The sequence below is a fragment of the Rhizobium sp. SL86 genome, assembly GCF_026672545.1.
Lineage (GTDB): Bacteria > Pseudomonadota > Alphaproteobacteria > Rhizobiales > Rhizobiaceae > Neorhizobium.
This window is the reverse complement of the sequence record NZ_JAPPRJ010000006.1, coordinates 143,532-165,634: the sequence shown is the minus strand read 5'-3', so window position 1 is coordinate 165,634 and position 22,103 is coordinate 143,532. Positions and strand designations below refer to the sequence as shown.

Genomic DNA, 22,103 nt, shown 5'->3' with positions numbered 1-22,103 from the left:
CCTGTTTTCCTGAAGGAGTGGCCAATGACCATTTACGATACCATCATCGTTGGCGCAGGGTCTGCCGGTTGCGTTGCGGCGCTGCGGCTCAGCGTCGATCCAGGTCGCCGTGTGCTTGTTCTCGAGGCAGGCCAGGATGCGCCGCTCGCCTCCGATATCCCCTCGGACTGGGTGACCATGTTCAACACGCGGGCCGATTGGGGCTACCACACAGAGCCGCAGGCGGGCTGCCGTGGCCGGCGCATCTTCTGGCCGCGCGGGAAGATGGTGGGCGGTTCCAGCGCATTGAACGCGATGATCTATATTCGGGGTCTGCCCAGCGATTACGATGCCTGGCAGGCGGCCGGCTGTGCGGGTTGGGGATGGAAGGATGTACGACCCGCCTTTATCGCCAGCGAAGACAATGCAAATTTTCCAGACAATCCGCACCACGGCACCGGCGGGCCGCTGCATGTGGAAAACGTCACGCATGTCGATCGGCATGAGCGGCTATGGTTGGATGCAGCGGAGGCGGCCGGTTATCGCCGCAATGAAGATTTCAATGGTGAAAGCCAGGAAGGTGCCGGGCTCTTCCAGTTCACGATCCGCGATGGTGAGCGGTGGGGAGCAGCCAAGGCCTATCTGCACCCGGCCATGCAACGGCCGAACCTGAGTATCCATAAGGGTGTCCTGGTGACCGGCCTCGTCCTCGAAGGGCGCCGGATCACCGGCGTGCGCTATCTGGCCAATGGGGTGGCGCATACCGCATATGCCGACAGTGAAGTCGTCATGGCCGCGGGTGCTATCGGAACATGTCAGATCATGATGCTCTCAGGGATAGGTCCTGCAGACGAGTTGCATGAAGTCGGTGTGCAGCCCCGCCATGACCTGCCAGGTGTTGGAAAGGATCTGCAGGACCATATCAATATTCCCATCACAGTCTATACCCGCAAGCCCATGGGGATTGGTGCATGGACGGAGGATGTTTTATCCGACAGCTTCGCCCAGTGGTGCGACCACAGGACAGGTATCCGCACCTCGCCCTGGGTGGCGGCGGGTGCGCATGTTTGCAGCCAACCCGGCATCGATCCGGACCTGCAATTATATGGCGCCATCTCGCCGCACCGGGACTATGCCCGCTTTCTCGGCGGACGCTCCGGGATCACCGCGCACTGCGTGCTGCAGCGCCCCAAGAGCCGCGGCGAGATCCGCCTGCGATCCGCCGACCCGACCGAGCATCCTGCCATCGACCCGCGGTACTTTGCCTCCGATCCTGATGGCAGCGATCTTGCGACACTGGTCAGGGGTATCCGCATCAACAGGCAAATTCTTGCCACGTCTCCCATTCGCGATCTGGTGGACTACGAACTGACGCCAAGCGCGGAATGCCATTCCGGCGCGGAACTCGAAGATTACATTCGCGGCCACATGACGACGCTTTATCATCCGTCCAGCACCTGCCGCATGGGCGTGGACGCTATGGCCGTGACCGATCCGGCAAGCATGGCGGTACACGGCCTTGAAGGGCTCTACGTGGCCGATGCTTCGGCCATCCCGATCATGGTGTCGGGCAATCTCAACGCTCCGACCATTATGCTTGCCGAGCGCGCCTGTCAGAAGATCCTGGCCCACTGAGGAGGTTATCCATGTCCATCAATGCGCAGTTCAATAGCTGGCACGACAAGGCCCATTCCCTGAAGCCGGAGGGTCGCCTCTTTATCGACGGTGATTTTTCTGCGGCCGTCTCGGGGGCGGTGTTCCAAAGCATCAATCCCGCTACCGGAGCGGTGCTGGCAGAGGTCGCACGCGGCGGCAGCGACGACGTAGACCGCGCGGTGAGAAGCGCCGCAAAAGCCTTTCGCGCTGGTGTATGGTCGCGCATGATCCCGCGCCAGCGCATGGCGGTGCTTTACCGCTTTGCGGATCTCATCGAGGCGCAGTCGGAAGAATTTGCGCTGCTCGACACGCTGGACATGGGCAAGCCGATTTCCGAAATGCTTACGGTGGACGTGCCGCTTGCCCTTGCCTGCCTTCGCTTTACCACCGAATGCATCGACAAACTGCAAGGCAGCGTCGGGGCAACGGCGAACGATGTTCTGTCCTATGTCATCCATCAGCCGCTCGGCGTGGTAGGGTGCATCGTGCCCTGGAACTACCCGCTTCTGATGACGGTCTGGAAAATCGCACCGGCACTTGCCGCCGGCAATTCGGTGGTCTTGAAACCAGCCGAGCAATCCCCTCTTTCCGCACTGCTGCTGGCACGCCTCTTTATAGAGGCCGGCGGGCCATCCGGCGTGTTCAACGTAGTCAATGGCTATGGGCCGGATGCAGGGCGCGCGCTGGCGCTGCACCCAGACGTTGCCAAGATTGCCTTCACAGGCTCGGTCGAGGTGGGCAAGCTGATGATGACCTATTCCGGGCAGTCCAATCTGAAGAAGGTAACGACCGAATGCGGTGGAAAATCGCCGCATGTTATTATGGCCGATGCGCCCGATCTGGCAATGGCGGCGGACTGGGCGGCCATGGGCATTTTCGGCAATCAGGGCGAGGTCTGCTGTGCCGGTTCCCGTATCCTAGTGCAGCGCGAAATCCTGCCCGAGTTCATCGAATTGCTGCGCTCCCGGGCAGAAACTTCCTACCGGCCCGGAGATCCGCTTTTGGCCGCGACCGGCATGGGGCCGCTGGTGGATGTGAAACAGCAGGAGCGCGTGCTGCACTACATCAATATCGGGCGATCGGCAGGTGCGACCTGTATTACCGGTGGCGGCATTCCGGCGGGTCTCGAAGGCGGCGCCTTCGTCGCGCCGACCATATTCGCCAATGTGAGCAACGACATGGCGATCGCCCGCGAGGAAATTTTTGGCCCCGTGGCAAGCATCATTGCCTTTGACAGCTTTGAAGAGGCCATTGCTACTGCCAACGATACCAATTTCGGGCTTGCTGCAGGCATCTGGACAGCCGATCTCGGCAAGGCGCACCGCTTCGCACGCGATGTGGAAGCCGGCATGGTCTATATTAACAGCTATATGAACGGTGATATGCAGTTTCCATTTGGTGGCTGGAAGGAGAGCGGCAACGGACGCGACAAGTGCATGGATGCGCTCAATTCCTACACCCAGAGCAAGAGCGTTTGGGCTACCATTGGATGTTAGAATGTCTTGCTGAACACCATCACGGGTGTGATGCGGCAGTGATGGCCGCCTTCGGTTAAACGCTCGCCAATGTCTGCAGGTGTTGGCGGATGACGTCGCCTCGCTGGCGGAAGCGTGGATCGAAGTTGGGCTCTCCTGGGGACGCACGTCGCATGGCCGCCGAGCGTTTTCCGCTTAGGCCCTGTCCAGGGCGACACTGCCTCAAGTGTCATCCACAGCATCCGACTTTCAAGCAGACGCCGGTCGACTTCGTATTCCGGCCAGTTCGTCGCCTTGGAGTTCATCTTGCAAATCCGATTGCGGCGGGCAGTTTTTCGTTTGAGAGGGGTTGTTCCCGAAGACCGGCTATTGCGCGATTGCCGATCTCCTAAGCCGTTGCGAGTGACGATCCACGCATTGAAGCCGATTTCAACTCCAGACTCGATCGCTGCACCAACGCCCTCCAAGAGCCATCAATGCGGCTCAGGCTTCCGGGTGAGTGGATCGCCATAGCATCACTCGTTCATCTTGATATGCCTTCTGGCGAAGGCGGTCAGGCTTTCTATGTGGGCGGCAACGGCACTGTAGCATGCTTCGGCGTTCTTGCGCTGGAGGGCGTCGATAATCAGCAGATGCTCGGTGGAATCAGGGGTGAGCCGATCCTTCAGGCGGCCGATTTCGAACAGGCGCGTGGTTGCGCGAAGGTTACGCAGCACCTTGGCCATCACCTCGTTGCCGCAGTAATCGATGATGAGGTTGTGCAGGTGATCGTCCGAGAACCAGTGGGCATCGGTGTGATAGATTGTGGCGCCCATCAGTTCGTCGATTTCGCGGCGAACTTCGATCAGTTTGCGACCTGGAATGTTGTCCATGGCCTCCACTGCCGCCTGCGGCTCGATCAGCAGCCTAAGCTTCAGGCTTTGGATATATTCGCCAATATCCACATGGCGCACCACATAATTACGACCGTCTCCCTTGTGCACCAGACCTTCGCCTTCCAGCCGCTGCAGCGCTTCGCGCAGCGGCGTGCGGGAAATGCCGAGCGTTTCGGCAAGCCGTGCTTCCACGATGACATGGCCGCCGCCGAGTCGGCGATGACGGATCATCTCTGACACGGCATTATAAGCTTGGGCCGCAAGCTTGTGGCTGACCCGTGCGGGTCTGTCGGTCTCTATGTCTGTGTCTGGCTGTGTCATGTCTGTGCTCCCGCCATGGATTATTCAATGTTTCGCGTCTGTGCGCGATGGCCTTTTCTTGCCCTTTGCCTCAGTCCATGGCAGGCACCATGATGATGGACGGGGAGCCGCGATCTATGGATGAGAGCCGAGGCACAGACAAGAGTCTAGCCGACGAAACCTACAGAACGCTTCTGGACGAGATCCTTTCGACCCAACTCACCGGCGGTTCCGTCGTGCAGGAGCGGCGTATGGCGGATCGGCTCGGCGTTTCCCGCTCGCCGATGCGCGATGCCCTTGGCCGTCTGGAAGGGCAGGGACTTTTGGTACGCAATGCCAAGGGCGTGCTGACGGTCAGGGTTATCACGCTTGCCGACTATCTGTGCAGCATGGCCATGCGTCTGCTGATTGAGCCGAGTGCGGCCGCGCTGGCCTGCGAACACATCGACGACGCCCGCATTGCTGACCTTGAGGCCATGCTCGATGCCATTGCGGCCGATCCCGATCCTGACCCGGCCTTCGTCTGGTCCTTCGATCATGCACTTCATCAGGGCGTCGGCGAGGCGAGCGGCAATCCATTTCTGGCCGATACTATTGTTCAGATGCGGCGCTACACGACGATCTTCGAGCGCCAGCGCAAGCTTGCACAGCGCAAGCCCGGCCTGTCCGACCACCAGTCCATCCTGCGGGCGCTCAAGGCGCGAAACGCAGAGGCTGCTCGCGCGGCGATGACGCTGCATCTGGAGCAGGCGCGGCAGAACGTGCTCGCTTCCTATTAAGGCGTGGGAGGGACTGTATTCCTGTCCGTTTTGGTTCATGCGGCAGGCTCGAAAGAGGGGCTTGCGGAGGATCGGCTGTTTGTGTATGTAATTGGTATACCAATTGAATGCGATTGCGCAAGCATCCTTCCTTGGTTTCAAACAAGATCAAAAAATCGCCAGAGGTCCCCATGTCATTTCGCATTTTTTCGATTGCTTCCGCGCTGCTTGTCGCCAGCGCGGCCGCCGCATTCGCCGAGGATTGTGCGCCGAAGGTCGACGCAGCCGAGTTGATCAAACCCGGCACGCTTGTCATGGCCACCAATCCCACCCTACCGCCACTGCAGTTCGTTGACTCCTCCGGCGAGTTGAAGGGCATGCGCGTTGAACTCGGTAAGGAGATCGCCAAGCGCCTTTGCCTGAAGCCGGAATATATCCGCATCGAATTCTCGGCGATGATTCCGGGCCTGCAGGCCGGTCGCTGGGACATGATCAACACCGGCATCTTCTTCACCGCGGAGCGGGCCAAGATCATGCAGATGATCCCTTACGAGGATCAGGCTATCAGCGTATCGGTTCCCGTTGGCAAGACCGGCATCAAGGACAAAGACGGGCTCGACGGGCTTCGCGTCGGCGTCGAACTCGGCGGCTTTGAGGAAACGAAGACGCGCGCGCTCGATGCCGAGCTGAAGGCTGCCGGCAAAAAGGGACTGACGATCCAGACCTTCGACAACTTCGCGCTGGCCTTTCAGGCGCTGCGCGCCGGTCAGGTCGAAGGGGTGGTGTCGATCGACGGCGTGGCCAAGGAATACGAGACGCGCGGCGATTTCCGCCGTGCAGTCAGCGGGCTCTTTCCAGCGCCGGTGGCCGTCGCCTTCAAGAGCCCGAAGCTGGCGGATGCCGTCTCCGCCGTGATGAAGGAGATGAAGGCGGACGGCTCGCTTGCCAAGCTGTTCGACAGTTACGGCCTGCCGATGGTGGCCGGTGATTATTCCGTCAAGGGACCGGGCCGCTGATCCGTCAGCGAACGCCCCCCTGGTGCCGGTGTTTGACCGGCACCATCCACCGCGGCAAGAAAGGCCTCCTCATGTCGTTCTGGAGCTGGTCCGGCTTCTTTGACTATCTCGTCAATCCGTTCATTCTCGGTGGCGTCCTGACCACCATCTGGCTGACCGCCGTCTCGCTGGTCTTCGGTCTGATGCTCGGCCTGCTGATCGCCCTGATGCGCCGCTCCAAGCTCGGGCTCGTCAGAAGTCTCGGCGTCTTCTATGTCTGGCTGTTTCGCGGCACGCCGCTTCTGGTGCAACTGATCGTCATCTACACGGCCTTGCCGCAGGTGGGCATCCGCTTCTCCGTCGTCCAGGCGGCTCTGATCGGCCTTGCACTGAACGAGGCTGCTTATCTTGCGGAAATCATCCGCGCCGGCATTCAGGCCGTCCCGGACGGGCAGTCGCGCGCGGCCCGCGCGCTCGGCATGACGGAACGCCAGATCATGCGCCACATCGTGATGCCGCAAGCTTTCAAGGTCATCATTCCGCCGCTCGGCAATTCCGTCAACGGTCTACTCAAGACGACCTCCGTGACCTCGGTGATCTCCATGGAAGAACTTTTGCGTCGCACGCAGGTGCTGATCCAGGAGAAGTTCATGGTGCTGGAACTCTTCGCGGTCGCCGCGTTCTATTATCTCCTTCTCACCTCGGTCTGGGATTTCGTGCAACGCCGTATCGAACGGGACTTCGGTCAGTCCACCGCCGTAGCCAGCCTCACCGAAAAACGCTGAATTCATAAAAGGGAAATCGCATGTCCAAGCCATTTCGCGGTGTCTTCACCGTGATGATCACGCCGGTCGACGAACAGGGAAAGGTCAACCTGCCGGCACTGGAAGCCTTCACCGACTGGCAAATCCGCGAGGGTGTGCATGGCCTGATCCCGCTCGGCTCCACCGGCGAATTCCTGTCGTTGTCACCGGAAGACTGGGAGGCGGTCGCCCGCACGGTCATCGCAACGGCCGCCGGCCGTGTGCCGGTTCTGATCGGAACGGGCGCCGAAGACACGCGCGAGGCGGTGAGGTTGAGCCGCAAGGCGGAGGAGATGGGCGCGGACGGCGTGATGATTATCCCGCCCTTCTATTCGACGCCCACCGACGACGAACTGGTGGAGCATTATCGCCAGATCGCTGCGGCGATTTCCATTCCGATCATGGTCTACAACAATCCGGCCACCTCCAATGTCGACATGAAGCCGGACCTTTTGGCCCGCATCGCCGAAATCGATGGCTGCGACTACGTCAAGGAGTCGACGCTGGAGGTAACCCGCATTCGCGACATCGTCCGCCTTGCCGGTGACAAGATGACGCCGTTCGGCGGGATCCTGGGCTTCGAATCCTTTGTGATGGGGGCTCAGGGTTGGGTCGCCGTGGCCTCGAATGTCGCACCGGGACCGATGGCGCGGATCTTCGAACTCGCTGCCGACGAGAAGCGCTACGAGGAGGCGCGCGCCCTTTATCTCGAATGGCTGCCGATCATTCAAGCGGTCGGCGGGCAGGCCTATGTGGCGGGCTCGAAGGCGCTGCTCGGCCATATGGGTTTTGCGGCGGGCGCCCCGCTGCCGCCGCGCCTTCCCCTGCCGCCGGCACAGGATGCCGCCATGCAGGCGCTGGTCGAGCGGTTCGGTCTTCGCTTTGCACACTGATCCGGAGCCCTGACGATGCCAGTCTCCGCGCCGCAAGACACGACAGCGACGGTTTATGTCGACGGAAAGCCGCATCGCTGTGCGCTGGGCCTTTCCGTTGCGGCGCTGATGGCATCGCTTGATCGCCCAGACTTTTCCATGGATGCGGCGGGAGAGGTGCGCGGCCAGTTTTGCGGCATGGGCGTCTGTCACGATTGTCTGGTGACGATCGATGGGCGCACCAGCCAGCGTGCCTGTCTGAGTGCCGTTACCGACGGCATGTGCATTGAGCGGCAGCAGGCGCGGCCGGATATCGCCGATGCCGGGCTTGGCCCCTTGCAGCCTCTTCCCGATCGGATCGAGGCGCGCGCCATGGATCTCTTGGTGATCGGCGCGGGGCCGGGGGGATTGGCGGCAGCGGTTGCGGCCGCTTCCGCCGGTGCATCCGTCACCGTTCTCGATGAGCGCCCCAAGGCCGGCGGACAGTATTACAAGCAGCCGGCGACGGCGCCCGCCCGGCTGTCGCTTCAGGCCGATGCGCAGGCCGGCGAAGGGGCCGCACTAATTGGCCGTGCCGTTGCGCTTGGTATCCGCTTCCTGCACGCCGTCACCGTCTGGGGCGCGTCGCGTGGAGAGGATGGACAACCGGTTATCGCCTGCCTCGGCCCGGAAGGCGCCTTCTATTGCCATCCGCGCTTCCTGGTGATCGCCACGGGCGCCTTCGAACGACCGGCCCCCGTGCCGGGCTGGACCTTGCCGGGCGTGATGACGGCTGGAGCGGCGCAGACGCTTCTACGCAGCTATGGCGTGCTGCCGGGCCGCAGGATCGTCATCGCGGGCAATGGTCCGCTCAACATTCAGATCGCGGGCGAAATCCTGAAGGCGGGGGGACAGGTTCTCTGTCTGGCGGAGAGGGCGCCCGCCCCATGGCAGCGGCCGCGCCAGGCCGCGGCGCTGCTGCGGCACGATCCCGCGCTGGCATGGAAAGGGATGAAGGATCTCGCGCGGTTGGAGCGGGCGGGCGTGAAACTGGCCTTCGAAAGCGAGCTTCACGCCATCGCGGGAACTGGCCGGGTGCGCTCGGTCACTCTCTTGAGCGGCGGCATCAAAACGACGATCGAAGCCGACACCGTGCTGATCGGCGGCGATTTCGCGCCTGCCAACGAGGTATCGCGCCTACTCGGTTGCACCCATTCCGTCGGGCGGGGCGGGACGCTCGTCGCGGATTGCCGCGAGAATGGCGAGAGTTCGCTCGCCGCGGTCCATATCGTGGGGGAGGCGCGGCTGTTTGGCGGCGCGCAGGTGGCGCTGGCACAAGGCCGGCTTGCCGGGCTTGCGATTGGCGAAAAGCTCGGGCTTACGGCACCCGCCGATCCGGCGGCGATGCGACGGCTCACCCGTGCCAGAGCCTTCCAGGCGGCGCTGTGGGATCTCTTTGCGCCGGCGGCGGTAGCCTCCACCATCCCGGAAACGGCCATCGTCTGCCGTTGCGAAAGCGTGGCGGCCGGCGCGCTTGTTGAGGTCACCCGGCAGGGCAGACCGGATATCGCCACACTGAAGCGCCTGACGCGGGCGGGCATGGGCCGCTGCCAGAGCCGGTACTGCGGCCGCACGCTCGCCGCGCTGGTCGAAACGGCCCGAGGCGAACGCACGTTGGGCGAACCGATACGCAGCGAAACGACCGACTTCCTTGCGCCGCAAATGCCGCTGCGGCCCGTTCCCCTTGCGGCGCTGGCGGTGGAGAAGCCCGAATGGGGCGGCCACAAGCGGGCGCTGCTGCCGGACCGCCAGCCCTTGCCCGCGCCTGCGCCGCTGCCACTTTCCGAGGCCGCGACCGTGGTGATCGGCGCGGGGATCGCGGGGCTCTCCACGGCGCTGTTTCTGGCGGAAGCCGGCGAGGACGTGGTGGTTCTGGAGCGCGCTTATCCCGGCGGCCTGGCCTCCGGCGGCAATGCGGGAAGCCTGCATGCGCAGCTTCTGTCTTTCGATCACGGCGCCCGGGCTGAAGGCGGCGGCGGGGCCGCCGCTCAGACGCTTGCCCTGCAGCGGGATTCGATCGACCTCTGGCAGCAGCTGGAAACGCATCTCGGACGCGATTTCGAGATGAAGATCACTGGCGGCCTGATGGTGGCCGAGACGGAGGCCCATCTGCGCTTCCTTGAGGAAAAGACACGGGTGGAGCGGGAAAACGGCATCGAATGTCATGTCATTGGCGAGACTGAGTTGCGACGGCTCGAGCCACTTCTCTCCGAATCCATGATCGGCGCAGCCTACTGCCCGATGGAGGGCAAGATCAATCCGCTCGTCGCCACCCGGCATATGCTGGAGGGCGCGGTTGCGGCCGGCGCCCGCATTTTCGATAGAGCGGAGGTCCTGGACATCAAGGCGCAGGTGCGTGGCTTCGATATCGTCACGTCGCGCGGCCGGCTGAGGGCAGGGCGCATCGTCAACGCCGCGGGTGCGTTTGCGGGGCGCATCGGCGCCATGCTCGGCCTCGACATCCCCGTGTTCGGGGCGCCGTTGCAGATGGTGGTAACGGAGGCCGCCGCGCCCGCCATTTCCCACCTCGTCGCGCATGCCGATCGGCATCTAACGCTCAAGCAGGCCGCCAACGGGAACTTTCTGATCGGCGGTGGCTGGACGGCCGGGCTCGATCCCGTGCACAGTCATCCGCGTCCGCTATTTTCCAGCCTGGAAGGCAATCTCTGGGTGGCACAGCATGTCGTTCCGGGGCTGCGCAAGCTGCATGTGATCCGCAGTTGGGCCGCCATGAACATCAATATTGATGGGGCGCCGATCCTCGGCGAACATCCGGCCATGCCGAGCGTCTTCACTGCCGTGACATCCAATGGCTACACGCTGGGGCCGATTGTCGGGCAGTTGACCGCAGCGCTCGTTCTCGGCCGCGATCCCGGGCGGGATCTGTCGGCCTTTTCCATCCACCGCTTCCAAGGAGGACGATGATGATCGAAATCACGGGCGTGACGAAGTATTACGGCACCTATCCGGTGTTGAAGAACTGCTCGACGCATGTGTCGAAAGGCGAAGTGGTGGTGGTCTGCGGGCCGTCTGGTTCGGGCAAATCCACGCTGATCAAGTGCGTGAACGCGCTCGAGCCCATTCAGCAGGGTTCGATCAAGGTCGATGGCATCGAGGTCAACGACCCGGCCACCAACCTGCCGGATCTGCGCTCGCGCGTCGGCCTGGTGTTCCAGAACTTCGAGCTGTTTCCGCATCTCAGCATCGAGGAAAACATCATGATCGCGCAGCGCATCGTGCTCGGCCGCTCCGAAAGCCTCGCCAGAAAGCAGGCGATGACCCTGCTCGACCGGGTGGGCATGAGCGGGCATGCGCAGAAATATCCGGGCCAGCTGTCCGGCGGCCAGCAGCAGCGCGTGGCGATTGCCCGCGCGCTCGCGATGAACCCAAAGGCTATGCTGTTCGACGAGCCGACCTCGGCGCTCGATCCGGAAATGATTTCGGAAGTGCTCGATGTGATGACGAACCTTGCCTGCGAGGGAATGACCATGATGGTCGTGACCCACGAAATGGGGTTTGCCCGCCGCGTCGCGAGCCGCATGATCTTCATCGACCAGGGCGAGATCGTCGAGGACCGGCCGACGGAGGCATTTTTCACCGAAGGCCGCAATCCGCGCGCCGAGGCCTTTCTCAGCAAGATCCTGCATCATTGAGGACACAGGGATGACCACTTTCGATCTGATGATCCGCGGCGGCACGATTGCGACCGCCTCCGATGTCTTTCAAGCCGATATCGGCATCCGTGACGGCCGGATCGTCCAGATCGGCGAACGGCTTGCCAGCGACGGTCCGGTGATCGACGCCACCGGCAAATATGTCCTGCCCGGCGGGATCGACAGTCATGTGCACATCTCGCAGCCCTCCGGCGACGGCATCGTGATGGCGGACGATTTCGAAAGCGGCACGCGCTCGGCGATCTTCGGCGGCAATACGACCGTCATGCCCTTCTGCCTGCAGGAAAAGGGCCGGCCGATGCGCGAGGCGCTCAACGCCTACCATGCTCTGGCCGAGGGCAGTTGCTACACGGATGTCAGTTTTCATCTGATTGTCTCCGATCCGACGGACACGCTGCTCGGCCAGGAACTGTCGGCGCTCGCCGCTGATGGCTATGCCTCGCTGAAGGTCTTCATGACTTATGAAGGCCTGCGCCTCAACGATGCCGAGATCCTGAAGACCCTTGATGTGGCGCGATCGACCGGCGCGACCGTGATGGTCCATTGCGAGAACGAGGATGCGATCCGCTTCCTGATCGCCCGCCATGAAGCCGCCGGCGACGTGGCGCCGCGGGCGCATGCCGCGACCCGGCCGGTCGCCGTGGAGCGCGAAGCCACCCATCGCGCGCTGACGCTCGCCGAAATTGCCGATGTTCCGATCGTCATCGTGCATGTCTCGAACGGCGAGGCAATGGAGGAGATTTCGCGGGCTAGGGCGAGGGGCCTGAAGGTGGTGGGCGAAACCTGCCCGCAATATCTGATGCTGACGGCCGACGATCTCGACGGTATGGACTGGGAGGGGGCGAAGTTCGTCTGCTCGCCGCCGCCGCGCGACAAGGCGGCGCAGGCCGACTGCTGGCGCGGCATCGAGACCGGCGTCTTCGATCTCTTCTCCTCCGATCACTGCCCGTTCCGCTACGAGGACGAGCGCGGCAAGCTGAATGCGAAGGGCAGACAGAGCTTCCGCCACATTCCGAACGGCATTCCGGGCGTCGAGACGCGCCTGCCGATCCTGTTTTCGGAAGGCGTCATGAAGGGGCGGATCGATCTGCCGCGCTTCGTCGCGCTCTCCGCCACGAACCATGCCAAGACCTATGGCCTCTATCCGCAGAAGGGCACGATCGGCATCGGCGCCGATGCCGATCTCGCAATCTGGGACCCCAGCCTGACCCGCAGGATCCGTCACGCCGATCTGCATGACGGTGCCGACTATTCGCCCTATGAGGGGATCGAGGTGACCGGATGGCCGACGACGGTCATCCTCGGCGGTCACGTCATGATCCGCGACGGAGAACTTTTGGGCCGCAAGGGCCAGGGCCGCTATCGGCCGGCCCGCACACGGCCCGTCCCCTCAACCTGAATCCACTGGAGATAAAGCATCATGAAATTGAAGATTACCGCCGGCCCCTTCGTTTTCGACGCGGTACTGGAAACCGAAAAGGCACCCCAAACCTGCAAGGCCTTTGCCGAACGCCTGCCCTATGAAGGCCAGATCGTGCATGTCCGCTGGTCCGGCGAGGGCGTGTGGATCCCGCTCGGCGACTACAATTTCGGGGTCGGCTACGAAAACCATACCAGCCACCCTGCACCGGGTCACATCATTCTCTATCCGGGTGGCATCAGCGAAACGGAAATTCTGCTGGCCTACGGCGGCGTCGACTTTTCCTCGAAGATGGGCCAGCTTGCAGGCAATCACTTCATCACGATCACCTCCAACCTCGACAAGCTGCCGATCCTCGGCAACAAGGTCCTATGGGAGGGTGCCCACAAGATCATTTTTGAGGTGGCATGACGTGAGTCACAGGCTGCTGTATATGCAGCATATGGGTCTAACTAACGGTAATCCGCGCTGGCCGGAGAAAACTTTTTGGCCAGCTTTAGTTGCAGTGATTGTTCCATAATTCTGACTATGCCGCTTTTATTAAATTCATGATTCTACTTTATAAACTGTCGATGCGGCGTGGCGTTCTGCGCTTCTAGGAGCCGCTGCTCCGCTTGCACCGAAACCTTAATGTGGGTGTGGCTTGATCAGATTAGGTCCACTCTTCTGGCCAAGGTCGTCGTGAACTTGCTGTTCTGATGGCCTAACATTGTAATCGTCTCCCGTTGCCGCAACTGCAAAAAAGGGCTTTGTGGCTGCATTTGCTTGTACGGCGGCATTTTCAAATCCGGCAGTTAGGAGACATTCGCAGGTGCGGCCGTTTTATTGAATATTTGGTGTATCAATAAGATGTTCAAAGCCCTCCCAGGTCGCCTTGTCGTCCACCCAATGACGCTGGATCTCTTTCCATCTTCGGTCCGCCAAAACCTGTATCTTCGCGATCCGCTCAAGGAGTTGGCGTGAGAAAACCAAGTCGTCCTGTTGAGCGGTTTTAAATATGATACCGCCCTCGGGGTCATATGAGACGTGAAGCAGCTGATTGTCCGCATCAAGGACGAACATGGACACTTCGGGTTCGCCATCCTCGTTTTTGGTTACGATCAGCGTATCGACTGGGTAGCCGCCGGTTGCCTTTTGCAGTGCCTGGTCAAAAGCATTGGTCATGGGATCACCTCTCCTGTCACTGTCGAATCTAACGGAACGGTTTTGGCGGGGGAAGTCGGTCCCGGCTTCCGCTTCGCGGCGCTTCTCTAATCGGCGGGGTTAGGTCAAGCGTCTATCTCATATTTCGGCGGTCGCCTCAGCTCTTGGCCGAGACGACCTGAGCTATAGTCCCCCTATGCGCGATCTGCTGCAATCGCCCAATTGTGGAGGCACCGATCGAGACCGATAGCAATCTCAAGAACGAGGACATCGTGCTCTCGTGTTACGCCGCCTTTTGAACGGGAGACGAACTTGCGGGGGAAGTCTGTCCTACGTGAGATCGAGCAGACCTCCATCCACTTGAAGCCGTTGTCGATCTCAACGTCCATCGTGACCTGGGAATAGCTCGGCAGCCGATCGGATTCAACGATCCGGGTTGGAAGGTTGATTATCGATGCAATCATCTTTCGGACGGGTTCCAAGCATGCCGCGTGATAGTCCATGCCCGTGTCCGCGGTGAACGCTGCCTGGAACTCCATCTGCCAGAATTCCTTCAGGCGCATGTGGGCAGTGGTCTGCTCCTGCTCTCGACGATAGGAGCGGCCGGCCTGCCAGACGCAAAGTGGCAGCTTCGTCCCTGAGTGGCCGTCAAGAAGGTGGTTCATGTATGCGTAGGTTGATGGCGTTGTCTCCGGTCGGAGGACAAGCTCGGTCTCTGTCAGGGTGATCTTTTCCTGAACCCATATGTCCGCGTTTTCATAGGCGTCGGAGATCATATGGCGTGGGATGAGCGTTGGTGCCTCGACCCGGCGCATGTCCCAGGCGGGATTGATGGAACGAAGGAAGGCCCTGACCTCTTCCGAGAAATGGCGGATGAACTCCTCGCGCCGAAGGATTTCGCGTTCCTCCCAATGCACGAGCGAATTTACGTTGAGAATGCTGAGCATGGCTTACTCTCCTGGTAGCCACTGAAGGATGAGGTGAAGTTTTACGTCCAGTCGTTCGCGCATAAACGCGCGGCATCACGACTGGACGCGAAGACCTCGTCCGCCGAACACGCACACGAAGATATTCCGCAGGATGCGGCCTTTCTTCATTGATGGTGCTGTCAAATTGCTCATAGTCTGCATACATGCCCCAGAGGCTGCGGAGGGTCAACCCGTGTCGAACTGGTTCTCGGCATTCAACGTCTTTTCGCGGCCCGCGCTTCTCTCCGGGATCGGCACTCGGCCCTCCCATGATGGGGTCCAGTAGATGATGTGGCCCAATCTATGCTGCATCCTGATGACTGATCATCGGAATAAACGCCGCCACGAGCTCACATCACCATCGTCCGCGAAGGACGTCTTCCGCCGCTACGCTGCTACGCGGAACCTTGAATTCGAACCTTTCGATTGCCTCTGTGGCTGACTGTCATGCCGCGACCGTTGAGACGGTGTCCTCCCTTGTCCAGCGGAATTCCGAGCCATCCACCCACATGCGATGCATGACGACCGCGAGACGGCGGGCCAGTGCGACCTTGGCCTTCTTGCTGCCATGCCGCTTGGCAATGTTCATGGCCCATGCCTTCAGCCAGCACCATTTCACCACGCGCGTCATCATCGATTGGGCGGCCTCATAGAGCAGTCGCCGCATCATGGCATCCCCGCGTAGAGAGATGTGGCCGACACGGCTCACTTCGCCGGATTGTTTCAGGACAGGGGTGAGGCCCAATATCGCTCCGACCGATCGGGAATGACGAAACCTGCTGGGAATATCGATCGTCGAGACATAGGCGAGCGAGACGATCGGTCCAACGCCAGGCACCGTCATCAATCGCCTGCAAACCTCATCCTGCTTCGCTTCGGCTAGGACCCTCTTTTCAAGTTTGGCAAGACCTTCGCGCAACTTGCGCCGCCCGGCGAGCAGTGGCTCCATGATTTCCGCCAGCTCAGTGTCGTGTTCGACAAGTTCGAGAATCCTTCTCTCGAACATGCCGCCCGAGGCCTGACCGACCTTCAGTCCGAAGTTGCGCAGGAGCCCGCGCATCTCGTTCTCCAAATCGATCGCCTTTTCCTGCAGCAACGATCGGGCCGTTAGCAAGGCGCGGCGCTTCTGGCTGGTGAGCGTCTTCACATGCACGTCCTTGAACAAGCCGACCCGCATCATGTGGGCGATGCCGCGTGCATCGTTCCTGTCGCTTTTGTTCTGCTGCAGGGCGTCCAGGAATGCCTTGGTATGGCGCGTCTCGATGCAGAATACCGGGAGGCCAGCTTTTGCCAACCCTTCAAACAGCCATTGGGACAAAGGGCCAGCCTCAACGCCCACCCTCTCCAAGCTGAATGCCGGATCGCTCAGGATGCTAACGAGGTCATCAGGGTGGGAGACCACCTTCCGTTCCCGGCATAGCTTTCCGTTTTCATCGACGATACAGACGCTCGTCTCTTTGACCGAGACATCGAGGCCGACATAGTGTTTCATGGTTGCGCTCCCTGCAAGATGGTTGTGCCTGGTTTCCGACCGGCCACTTGTATCATCGGCAGTGCGGTGCAGCTCCTTCTTCCGGGCGGATGAGCTGGGGCACGAAGCCGATTAGCCCATCTATGCTGAAAGCTCCGATGTTCTTCATTGTCCTTCTCGGATCTCGGACTGGCGCCGATCAATCCGAGCCGAGCGGCTGCTGCCGCTATCGACATGTTTAATCAAGTTGAAATGGAGAGCTGCCCGAGGAGCGGAGCGCTCATCACTCGGAGCGCAGCGGGCGGATCCGTCGTTTTATAACCTGGTTCAGAAGACGGAGAACCGGCGTCGCCGGTTCGCATCCACAAGGAGCGGCCGGGATCGGCCGCGCATCGACCCTACCCTGTACCGCTCTTACGATAGGTCGCCGATCGCGCCAATGGGCAAGCGCGCAAGCGCTGTCGCTCGTCAGGAAAAACGGTTTTCGCCGTCAAGCCGGCAAACCTTCCGTTTTTCCTTCCTCCCGCCCCATGACCCGATCCGCGTCCTAACGGGAGCGGGCTCAAGCCCTCCCCCTTCGTTCCGCCGGATGTGGGGGCACATCCTTCGAAAACGAAGGCAGAGGCTTCGCCCACTAGCGGGGCTTGCTCCCAAGGGAAACGGGAAAAACTGGAGCAAGAGACCATGAGCGACATCATCGCGATAGCATTGAACAAGCTGGACGCAGACCCGAAGAACGTCCGGAAGACTTACACCAAGGAGAGCATCGAGAGCCTGTCGGCCTCGATCCTCGCCAATGGCGTCATTCAAAACCTTGTGGTGCGCAAGGCATCCAAGGGGAGATACCTCGTGTCGGTGGCTGTTGAGAACCGCGCATATTTGGTGCCGAGACGGGATTACGGCGAATCTGGACGCGGCGGACAGGGCCCTGAGATTATTGCAAAGGTTTTGATGGGGGAGATGAGCGCGGGATGTGGCGTCAGGAGCCCGGAGGGCGACTGAGGCACATCCCGCGCTGCGTCCGTCAATGATAGACTGGCGGAGCGCCGCAAACAGACATCGACCAAAGCTACCAGGCCAATTCGATGTCCAATCCCTCAGGCATCTGTGAGATGACGTGGCTGTCATCACGCAGGACTGCCGACTGGTTCACGGTGAGCGTCATTATAATGGTATTGGCGCATTCCGTCGAGCTTCTCCGATCAATCCCGACGGCGCTTCGAAAGGTGCGCCGCCGCGATGCAAACTGCTCGTTTCTTCCTCTGCGGGCGGTGTCGCGCGCAGGTTCTGCTTTGCCGCCATTGCGATCGGGGTCAGCGCTATTGCGGTTCTGCCTGCGCCCATGCGGCGCGCCGTGACAGCCTGCGGGCAGCCGGACGGCGCTACCAGAGCACCCGGCCGGGGCGCTTTGCCCATGCCGATCGCTCCCGCCGATATCGGCAGGCTCGCAAAAACGTGACGCATCACTCTCCACCCGTCGTTCCAGAGGGTTCACGACTGAAGGCGTCCACAAACGGCGGCATCGTTGCACCGGGCGATGGCACCGCTGGCGTGGTGTCATCGATCGAGCCGTGGTGCCGGCGCTGCGGCAGCTCTGTGCCGCTGTTCTTTCGCCGCGGCTTCGTGCGTCGCCGGGGGACACACGTGCGTCCATTCGACCATGGAGATCGAACCGATGACCATATCTGCCGAGAAGGAAGCGATGATCCTGCGCCTGTACCACGTTGAGAAGTGGCGCTGCGGCACGATCGCCAAGCAATTGCATTGCCATCACACCACCGTCTTCAGGGTCCTGAAGGACGCGGGCTTGCCTCGACACAGGCCGGTGATCCGCCCCGCCGAGATCGACCTGTACCTGCCGTTTATCCAGCAGACGCTGACCAAATATCCTGACCTGACGTCCAGCCGCCTTTACGGGATGGTGCAGGAGCGCGGCTATAAGGGATCGCCCGACCACTTCCGGCACATGGTGGCGCTGCACCGACCACGGAAGGCGGCGGAAGCTTATCTACGACTACGCACCCTGCCGGGTGAGCAGGGCCAGGTCGACTGGGGTCATTTTGGCCACATCGAGATCGGCAGGGCCCGCCGCCCGCTGATGGCCTTCGTCATGGTGCTATCCTACTCGCGCGACATCTATCTGCGCTTCTTCCTTGATGCCCGCATGGAAAACTTCCTGCGCGGCCATGTCGGCGCATTCAACGACTGGAACAGCCTTCCCAGAGTGCTGCTCTACGACAATCTGAAGTCCGCCGTCCTTGAACGGCAGGGCGATGCCATCCGCTTCCATCCGACATTGTTGGCCTTCGCGGCTCATTATCGCTTCGAACCCCGTCCTGTCGCGGTAGCACGGGGCAACGAGAAAGGCCGTGTCGAGCGCGCCATTCGCCACATCCGGGAAGCCTTCTTCATCGCCCGCACCTTCAAGGACCTCGACGATCTCAATGCCCAGGCCGAACACTGGTGCCGGACCCAGGCTGCCGACAGGCCATGCCCGGAGGACCGGGCAATGACGGTGCGTGAGGCGTTCTCAAAAGAACAGCCCATGCTTCTGCCCTTGCCGGCCAATCCCTATCCCGTCGAGGAGCAGGTGGCCGTGAAGGTTGGCAAGACACCCTACGTGCGCTTCGATCTGAACGATTACTCGGTCCCTCATACGCATGTCCAACGAACACTCACCGTTCGCGCCGATCTCGTCCAGGTCAGGATATTCGACGCCGCCACGATGATCGCCAGCCACCGTCGCAGCTTCGATAGGGGCCAGCAGATCGAGGATCCTCAGCACCTGAAGGCACTCGTCGCCGTCAAGCGCGAGGCACGCCAGCATCGCGGCCTCAATAGCCTGACGCGGGCCGTGCCGGCTTGTCAGAAGCTGATGATGCATGCCGCAGAACGTGGCGCCAATATCGGCGCAATCACCAACGCCATGCTGACGTTGCTCGACCTCTACGGCGCCCAGGAACTCCAGGCGGCCGTCGAAGACGCTTTGCGCGCCGGCGCCTCGCATTCCAAGGCGGTTCGATCAGTGCTCGAACGCCGCCGGATTGCGCGGGGCGCTCCGCCCCCGGTCGAAACCAGGCTGCCCGAGCATGTCCGCAAGAAGGACACGACTGTCATTCCCCACAAGCTCGACCGTTACGATCAACTCACATTGAAAGGAAACGACGATGAATAAGATCGACACCCTGTTCAATCGCGCCAGACAATTGCGCCTTTATGGCCTGACGGCCCATTGGGACGAGATCGCCACACAGGACTGGGTGCCGACCGTGATCCGGTGGGAAGAAGACGAGCGCTCCGACCGCTCGCTGCTGCGACGCATGCGCACCGCCAGGCTCGGCCACTTCAAGCAAATGGCCGACTATGACTGGAAGTGGCCGCGCCGCATCGACCGCGCCACCGTCGAGGAACTGATGACGCTGGCATTCATGAAGGATGCCACCAACATCGTCTTCATCGGTCCGAACGGCGTCGGCAAATCGACGCTCGCCCTCAACATCGCCTACCAGGCACTCATCCGGGGCCATTCGGTCCTGTTCCGCACCGCCAGCGAAATGCTCGGCGAACTCGCCGCCATCGACAGCGATTCCCTGCTGCGCCGCAAGCTTCAGTACTATGCTTCCCATGACGTCCTGCTGATCGACGAGATCGGCTACCTATCCTATTCCAACCGCCATGCCGATCTGCTCTTCGAGCTCATCAGCCGCCGATACGAGAAACGCTCGACCATCGTCACCACCAATAAACCCTTTGCGCAATGGTCGGAGGTCTTTCCGAACGCCGCGTGCGTCGTCAGCCTGGTCGATCGTCTCGTCCACCACTGCGAAGTCGTCGCGATCGAAGGAGATTCCTATCGCTTCAAGGAAGCCAACGAGCGCTCCATAGCCCAGCGTCAGCAACGCGCCAGTCACCAATCCGGCGAAACAGAGCCCGCATCATGACCGAAAAGACGCACCACTCTTCAGGTCTCAAGCGTGGCCTGCCAATCCTCATCAGTGCCGAATGGACCCCCGAGCAGGCATGGGCCGTCTTCGAACTCCTCGATGATCTGCGCGACGCCATCTGGAACCATTACGCCCCTGACATCCAGCACATGGTCCAAAACCAACAAGCTTCCGACGATAATCAAGATTAGCAACACTGAAGGCGGCTTCTTCAGCCGCTTTCAAAGTTCTCAATCCTCGGCACCATTTATCCGCGCTTTTGGACAGCCGCCAACACTCGCCAATAGTATTCAGAATCATGGCTCGCTCCGCAACAAACGGAGCGGCAATTTCCATGCCTATGGGCAACATACGGATAAACCCGAAAGTTAGCGACAGGCCCGAGATACTCCATTGTTAAGCAATCGATCTCTCCTGCCGGATGAGAAGCCCAATTGCTCCGAGTGCCGGTTCATCATGCAGGGAACCATCTTCTAACACTGTTGCGGCACTTGCCGTTTCGATTTTCGACGCAGTGCGATTGATCGCATGCAGCCTTTCATTGGCGGCATCCAGGAGCCCTGGTCCAAGCGCGAGCAGTCCACCGCCTATAAGGATCCTGTCCGGATCGACGGTGCGGGAAACTACTGCGGCCAACGAGCCGAGAATCTGCCCCTTATGACGCACAATCTCGAGCGCGGCAGCGTCACCGGACCTCGTCCGCACTTGAATTTCCGCCAACGTGGCACTCAAGTCGCTCTCTACGGAAGAGATCGACAGGTAGCGCTCGAAGCAGCCGTAGCCACCACAGCGGCATTCTGGACCATTCGGATCGTATGTGACATGACCATAATCGCCGGCCCTGCCGGTACGTCCGTGCAGTACCTCGCCGTTGTGGACAATCGCTCCTCCTATCCCCTGGTCCAGTCGAAGGAACACAGCAGTCGTATTGCAGTTCAATTCTCCCCAGAGAAGCTCAGCCAGGGCCGAGCAATTCGCATCATTATCGAGGAGGACAGGTTTACCGAAGTGAGCGGACAAGTCCTCATGCGGCCTGGATCCCGTCCACTGCGGTATAATGACCGAATTTCCCACCTCTCCTGTGCGAGGATCAACCGGCCCTGCGACCGATACCCCGACACCATAAAGCCGCTTTCGGTCACAGCCCGCACGTTCGAGCATCCGTTCCGCGAAGTCCGCGAGGCTTGTAGCTCTGGGAACTGTCCCGTCGAGAGAATCGGCTTGCTGCCTTTCCCAAGCAACAACACGCTTGGCGGCATCCGCGACCACGGCCGTCACACCTCCAGCGCTCAAGGAGATACCCAGATAGAGCCCGACATCAGGGCGGATACGCACTGCCCTGCCCGGACGACCAGAGGCAAGCCTTCGAAACTCATCGCCGGTATCTTCAACGAGGCCACGCATACGCAACGACTGGATCGCGCGTGACGCGGTTGCCTTGCCCAGACCAGAAATTCGCGACAGCTCCGCAATGCTGGATTCACCCTGCTCGCGCAGGAGCTGAAGAATTCGAGCCTCAGATTTGTTTTCTACGGGCTCTTCAACAATTCGATCCATATGGATCAATCTCCTTGACACTCATCGAATGGAATGACTACGTTCCATTCGGATCGAATAAAAGTGGACTTTCGGAGGATGTCTACTTTTGCATCGTTGGCAAATGCGTATCGCACGCGATGATAAAGCGATCCACATGCTCGAAGTTTTTGCGGCAGAGCCGCTCCGTGGGAG

Annotated in this window: 19 protein-coding genes; 14 read left to right on the top strand and 5 right to left on the bottom strand. The window is 60.9% G+C overall.

Going from position 1 to position 22,103, the window contains the following annotated elements:
* The first annotated feature begins 30 nt into the window (after positions 1 to 30).
* Positions 31 to 1,614 carry a GMC family oxidoreductase gene (locus tag OU993_RS19645; RefSeq protein ID WP_442793016.1) on the top strand — a complete coding sequence of 528 codons (1,584 nt, stop codon included), beginning with the start codon at positions 31 to 33 and terminating at the stop codon, positions 1,612 to 1,614.
* An 11-nt stretch (positions 1,615 to 1,625) separates the two neighbouring features.
* Positions 1,626 to 3,131 (top strand): aldehyde dehydrogenase, encoded by a 1,506-nt coding sequence (locus OU993_RS19640; RefSeq protein WP_268160307.1) that lies wholly within the window; start codon positions 1,626 to 1,628, stop codon positions 3,129 to 3,131.
* Positions 3,132 to 3,625: 494 nt separating this feature from the next.
* On the opposite strand, the gene OU993_RS19635 is transcribed toward OU993_RS19640, so the two are convergent.
* Positions 3,626 to 4,306: a GntR family transcriptional regulator gene (locus OU993_RS19635; protein ID WP_268160305.1), complete on the bottom strand. Its 681-nt coding sequence runs from the start codon at positions 4,304 to 4,306 to the stop codon at positions 3,626 to 3,628.
* A 116-nt stretch (positions 4,307 to 4,422) separates the two neighbouring features.
* Between OU993_RS19635 and OU993_RS19630 the strand changes: the two genes are divergently transcribed.
* From OU993_RS19630 to OU993_RS19595, 8 genes are all read left to right on the top strand, one after another.
* Positions 4,423 to 5,064, top strand: coding sequence for a GntR family transcriptional regulator (locus OU993_RS19630; RefSeq protein ID WP_268160303.1), 642 nt, complete (start codon positions 4,423 to 4,425; stop codon positions 5,062 to 5,064).
* A 170-nt stretch (positions 5,065 to 5,234) separates the two neighbouring features.
* Positions 5,235 to 6,059, top strand: a complete 825-nt coding sequence (locus OU993_RS19625; RefSeq protein ID WP_268160301.1) for an ABC transporter substrate-binding protein — start codon at positions 5,235 to 5,237, stop codon at positions 6,057 to 6,059.
* Positions 6,060 to 6,130: 71 nt separating this feature from the next.
* A complete protein-coding gene (locus tag OU993_RS19620) occupies positions 6,131 to 6,823 on the top strand; it encodes an amino acid ABC transporter permease (RefSeq protein WP_268160300.1) in 693 nt (230 codons plus the stop codon).
* A gap of 20 nt (positions 6,824 to 6,843) precedes the next feature.
* A complete protein-coding gene (locus OU993_RS19615) occupies positions 6,844 to 7,734 on the top strand; it encodes a dihydrodipicolinate synthase family protein (protein ID WP_268160298.1) in 891 nt (296 codons plus the stop codon).
* A gap of 15 nt (positions 7,735 to 7,749) precedes the next feature.
* Positions 7,750 to 10,677 carry an FAD-dependent oxidoreductase gene (locus tag OU993_RS19610; RefSeq protein WP_268160296.1) on the top strand — a complete coding sequence of 976 codons (2,928 nt, stop codon included), beginning with the start codon at positions 7,750 to 7,752 and terminating at the stop codon, positions 10,675 to 10,677.
* Entirely contained in the window at positions 10,677 to 11,405 is a 729-nt protein-coding gene (locus OU993_RS19605) for an amino acid ABC transporter ATP-binding protein (protein WP_268160294.1), read from the top strand. Before OU993_RS19610 ends, OU993_RS19605 begins: the two co-directional genes overlap by 1 nt.
* 10 nt (positions 11,406 to 11,415) lie before the next feature.
* Complete coding sequence (hydA, locus tag OU993_RS19600) at positions 11,416 to 12,825, top strand: dihydropyrimidinase (RefSeq protein ID WP_268160292.1); 1,410 nt, start codon at positions 11,416 to 11,418, stop codon at positions 12,823 to 12,825.
* Between the two features lie 21 nt (positions 12,826 to 12,846).
* Positions 12,847 to 13,257 carry a DUF3830 family protein gene (locus tag OU993_RS19595; protein WP_268160291.1) on the top strand — a complete coding sequence of 137 codons (411 nt, stop codon included), beginning with the start codon at positions 12,847 to 12,849 and terminating at the stop codon, positions 13,255 to 13,257.
* A 411-nt stretch (positions 13,258 to 13,668) separates the two neighbouring features.
* Here OU993_RS19595 and OU993_RS19590 read toward each other — a convergent pair whose 3' ends face one another.
* From OU993_RS19590 to OU993_RS19580, 3 genes are all read right to left on the bottom strand, one after another.
* Positions 13,669 to 14,010 carry a hypothetical protein gene (locus OU993_RS19590; protein WP_268160290.1) on the bottom strand — a complete coding sequence of 114 codons (342 nt, stop codon included), beginning with the start codon at positions 14,008 to 14,010 and terminating at the stop codon, positions 13,669 to 13,671.
* A 173-nt stretch (positions 14,011 to 14,183) separates the two neighbouring features.
* Positions 14,184 to 14,936 carry an aminoacyl--tRNA ligase-related protein gene (locus tag OU993_RS19585; RefSeq protein ID WP_268155360.1) on the bottom strand — a complete coding sequence of 251 codons (753 nt, stop codon included), beginning with the start codon at positions 14,934 to 14,936 and terminating at the stop codon, positions 14,184 to 14,186.
* A gap of 466 nt (positions 14,937 to 15,402) precedes the next feature.
* Positions 15,403 to 16,449: an IS110 family transposase gene (locus OU993_RS19580; protein ID WP_268155362.1), complete on the bottom strand. Its 1,047-nt coding sequence runs from the start codon at positions 16,447 to 16,449 to the stop codon at positions 15,403 to 15,405.
* 663 nt (positions 16,450 to 17,112) lie between these two features.
* Between OU993_RS19580 and OU993_RS19575 the strand changes: the two genes are divergently transcribed.
* From OU993_RS19575 to OU993_RS19560, 4 genes are all read left to right on the top strand, one after another.
* On the top strand, positions 17,113 to 17,430 hold the full coding sequence (locus OU993_RS19575; RefSeq protein WP_268160288.1) for a ParB/RepB/Spo0J family partition protein: 318 nt from the start codon (positions 17,113 to 17,115) through the stop codon (positions 17,428 to 17,430).
* Positions 17,431 to 18,103: 673 nt separating this feature from the next.
* Positions 18,104 to 19,603, top strand: coding sequence for an IS21 family transposase (gene istA / locus OU993_RS19570; RefSeq protein WP_268154920.1), 1,500 nt, complete (start codon positions 18,104 to 18,106; stop codon positions 19,601 to 19,603).
* Positions 19,596 to 20,369 carry an IS21-like element helper ATPase IstB gene (gene istB / locus OU993_RS19565; protein WP_268154921.1) on the top strand — a complete coding sequence of 258 codons (774 nt, stop codon included), beginning with the start codon at positions 19,596 to 19,598 and terminating at the stop codon, positions 20,367 to 20,369. Before istA ends, istB begins: the two co-directional genes overlap by 8 nt.
* Entirely contained in the window at positions 20,366 to 20,563 is a 198-nt protein-coding gene (locus tag OU993_RS19560; RefSeq protein ID WP_268155107.1) for a hypothetical protein, read from the top strand. Before istB ends, OU993_RS19560 begins: the two co-directional genes overlap by 4 nt.
* A 205-nt stretch (positions 20,564 to 20,768) precedes the next feature.
* On the opposite strand, the gene OU993_RS19555 is transcribed toward OU993_RS19560, so the two are convergent.
* A complete protein-coding gene (locus OU993_RS19555; RefSeq protein ID WP_268160286.1) occupies positions 20,769 to 21,929 on the bottom strand; it encodes an ROK family transcriptional regulator in 1,161 nt (386 codons plus the stop codon).
* Positions 21,930 to 22,103: the final 174 nt, after the last annotated feature.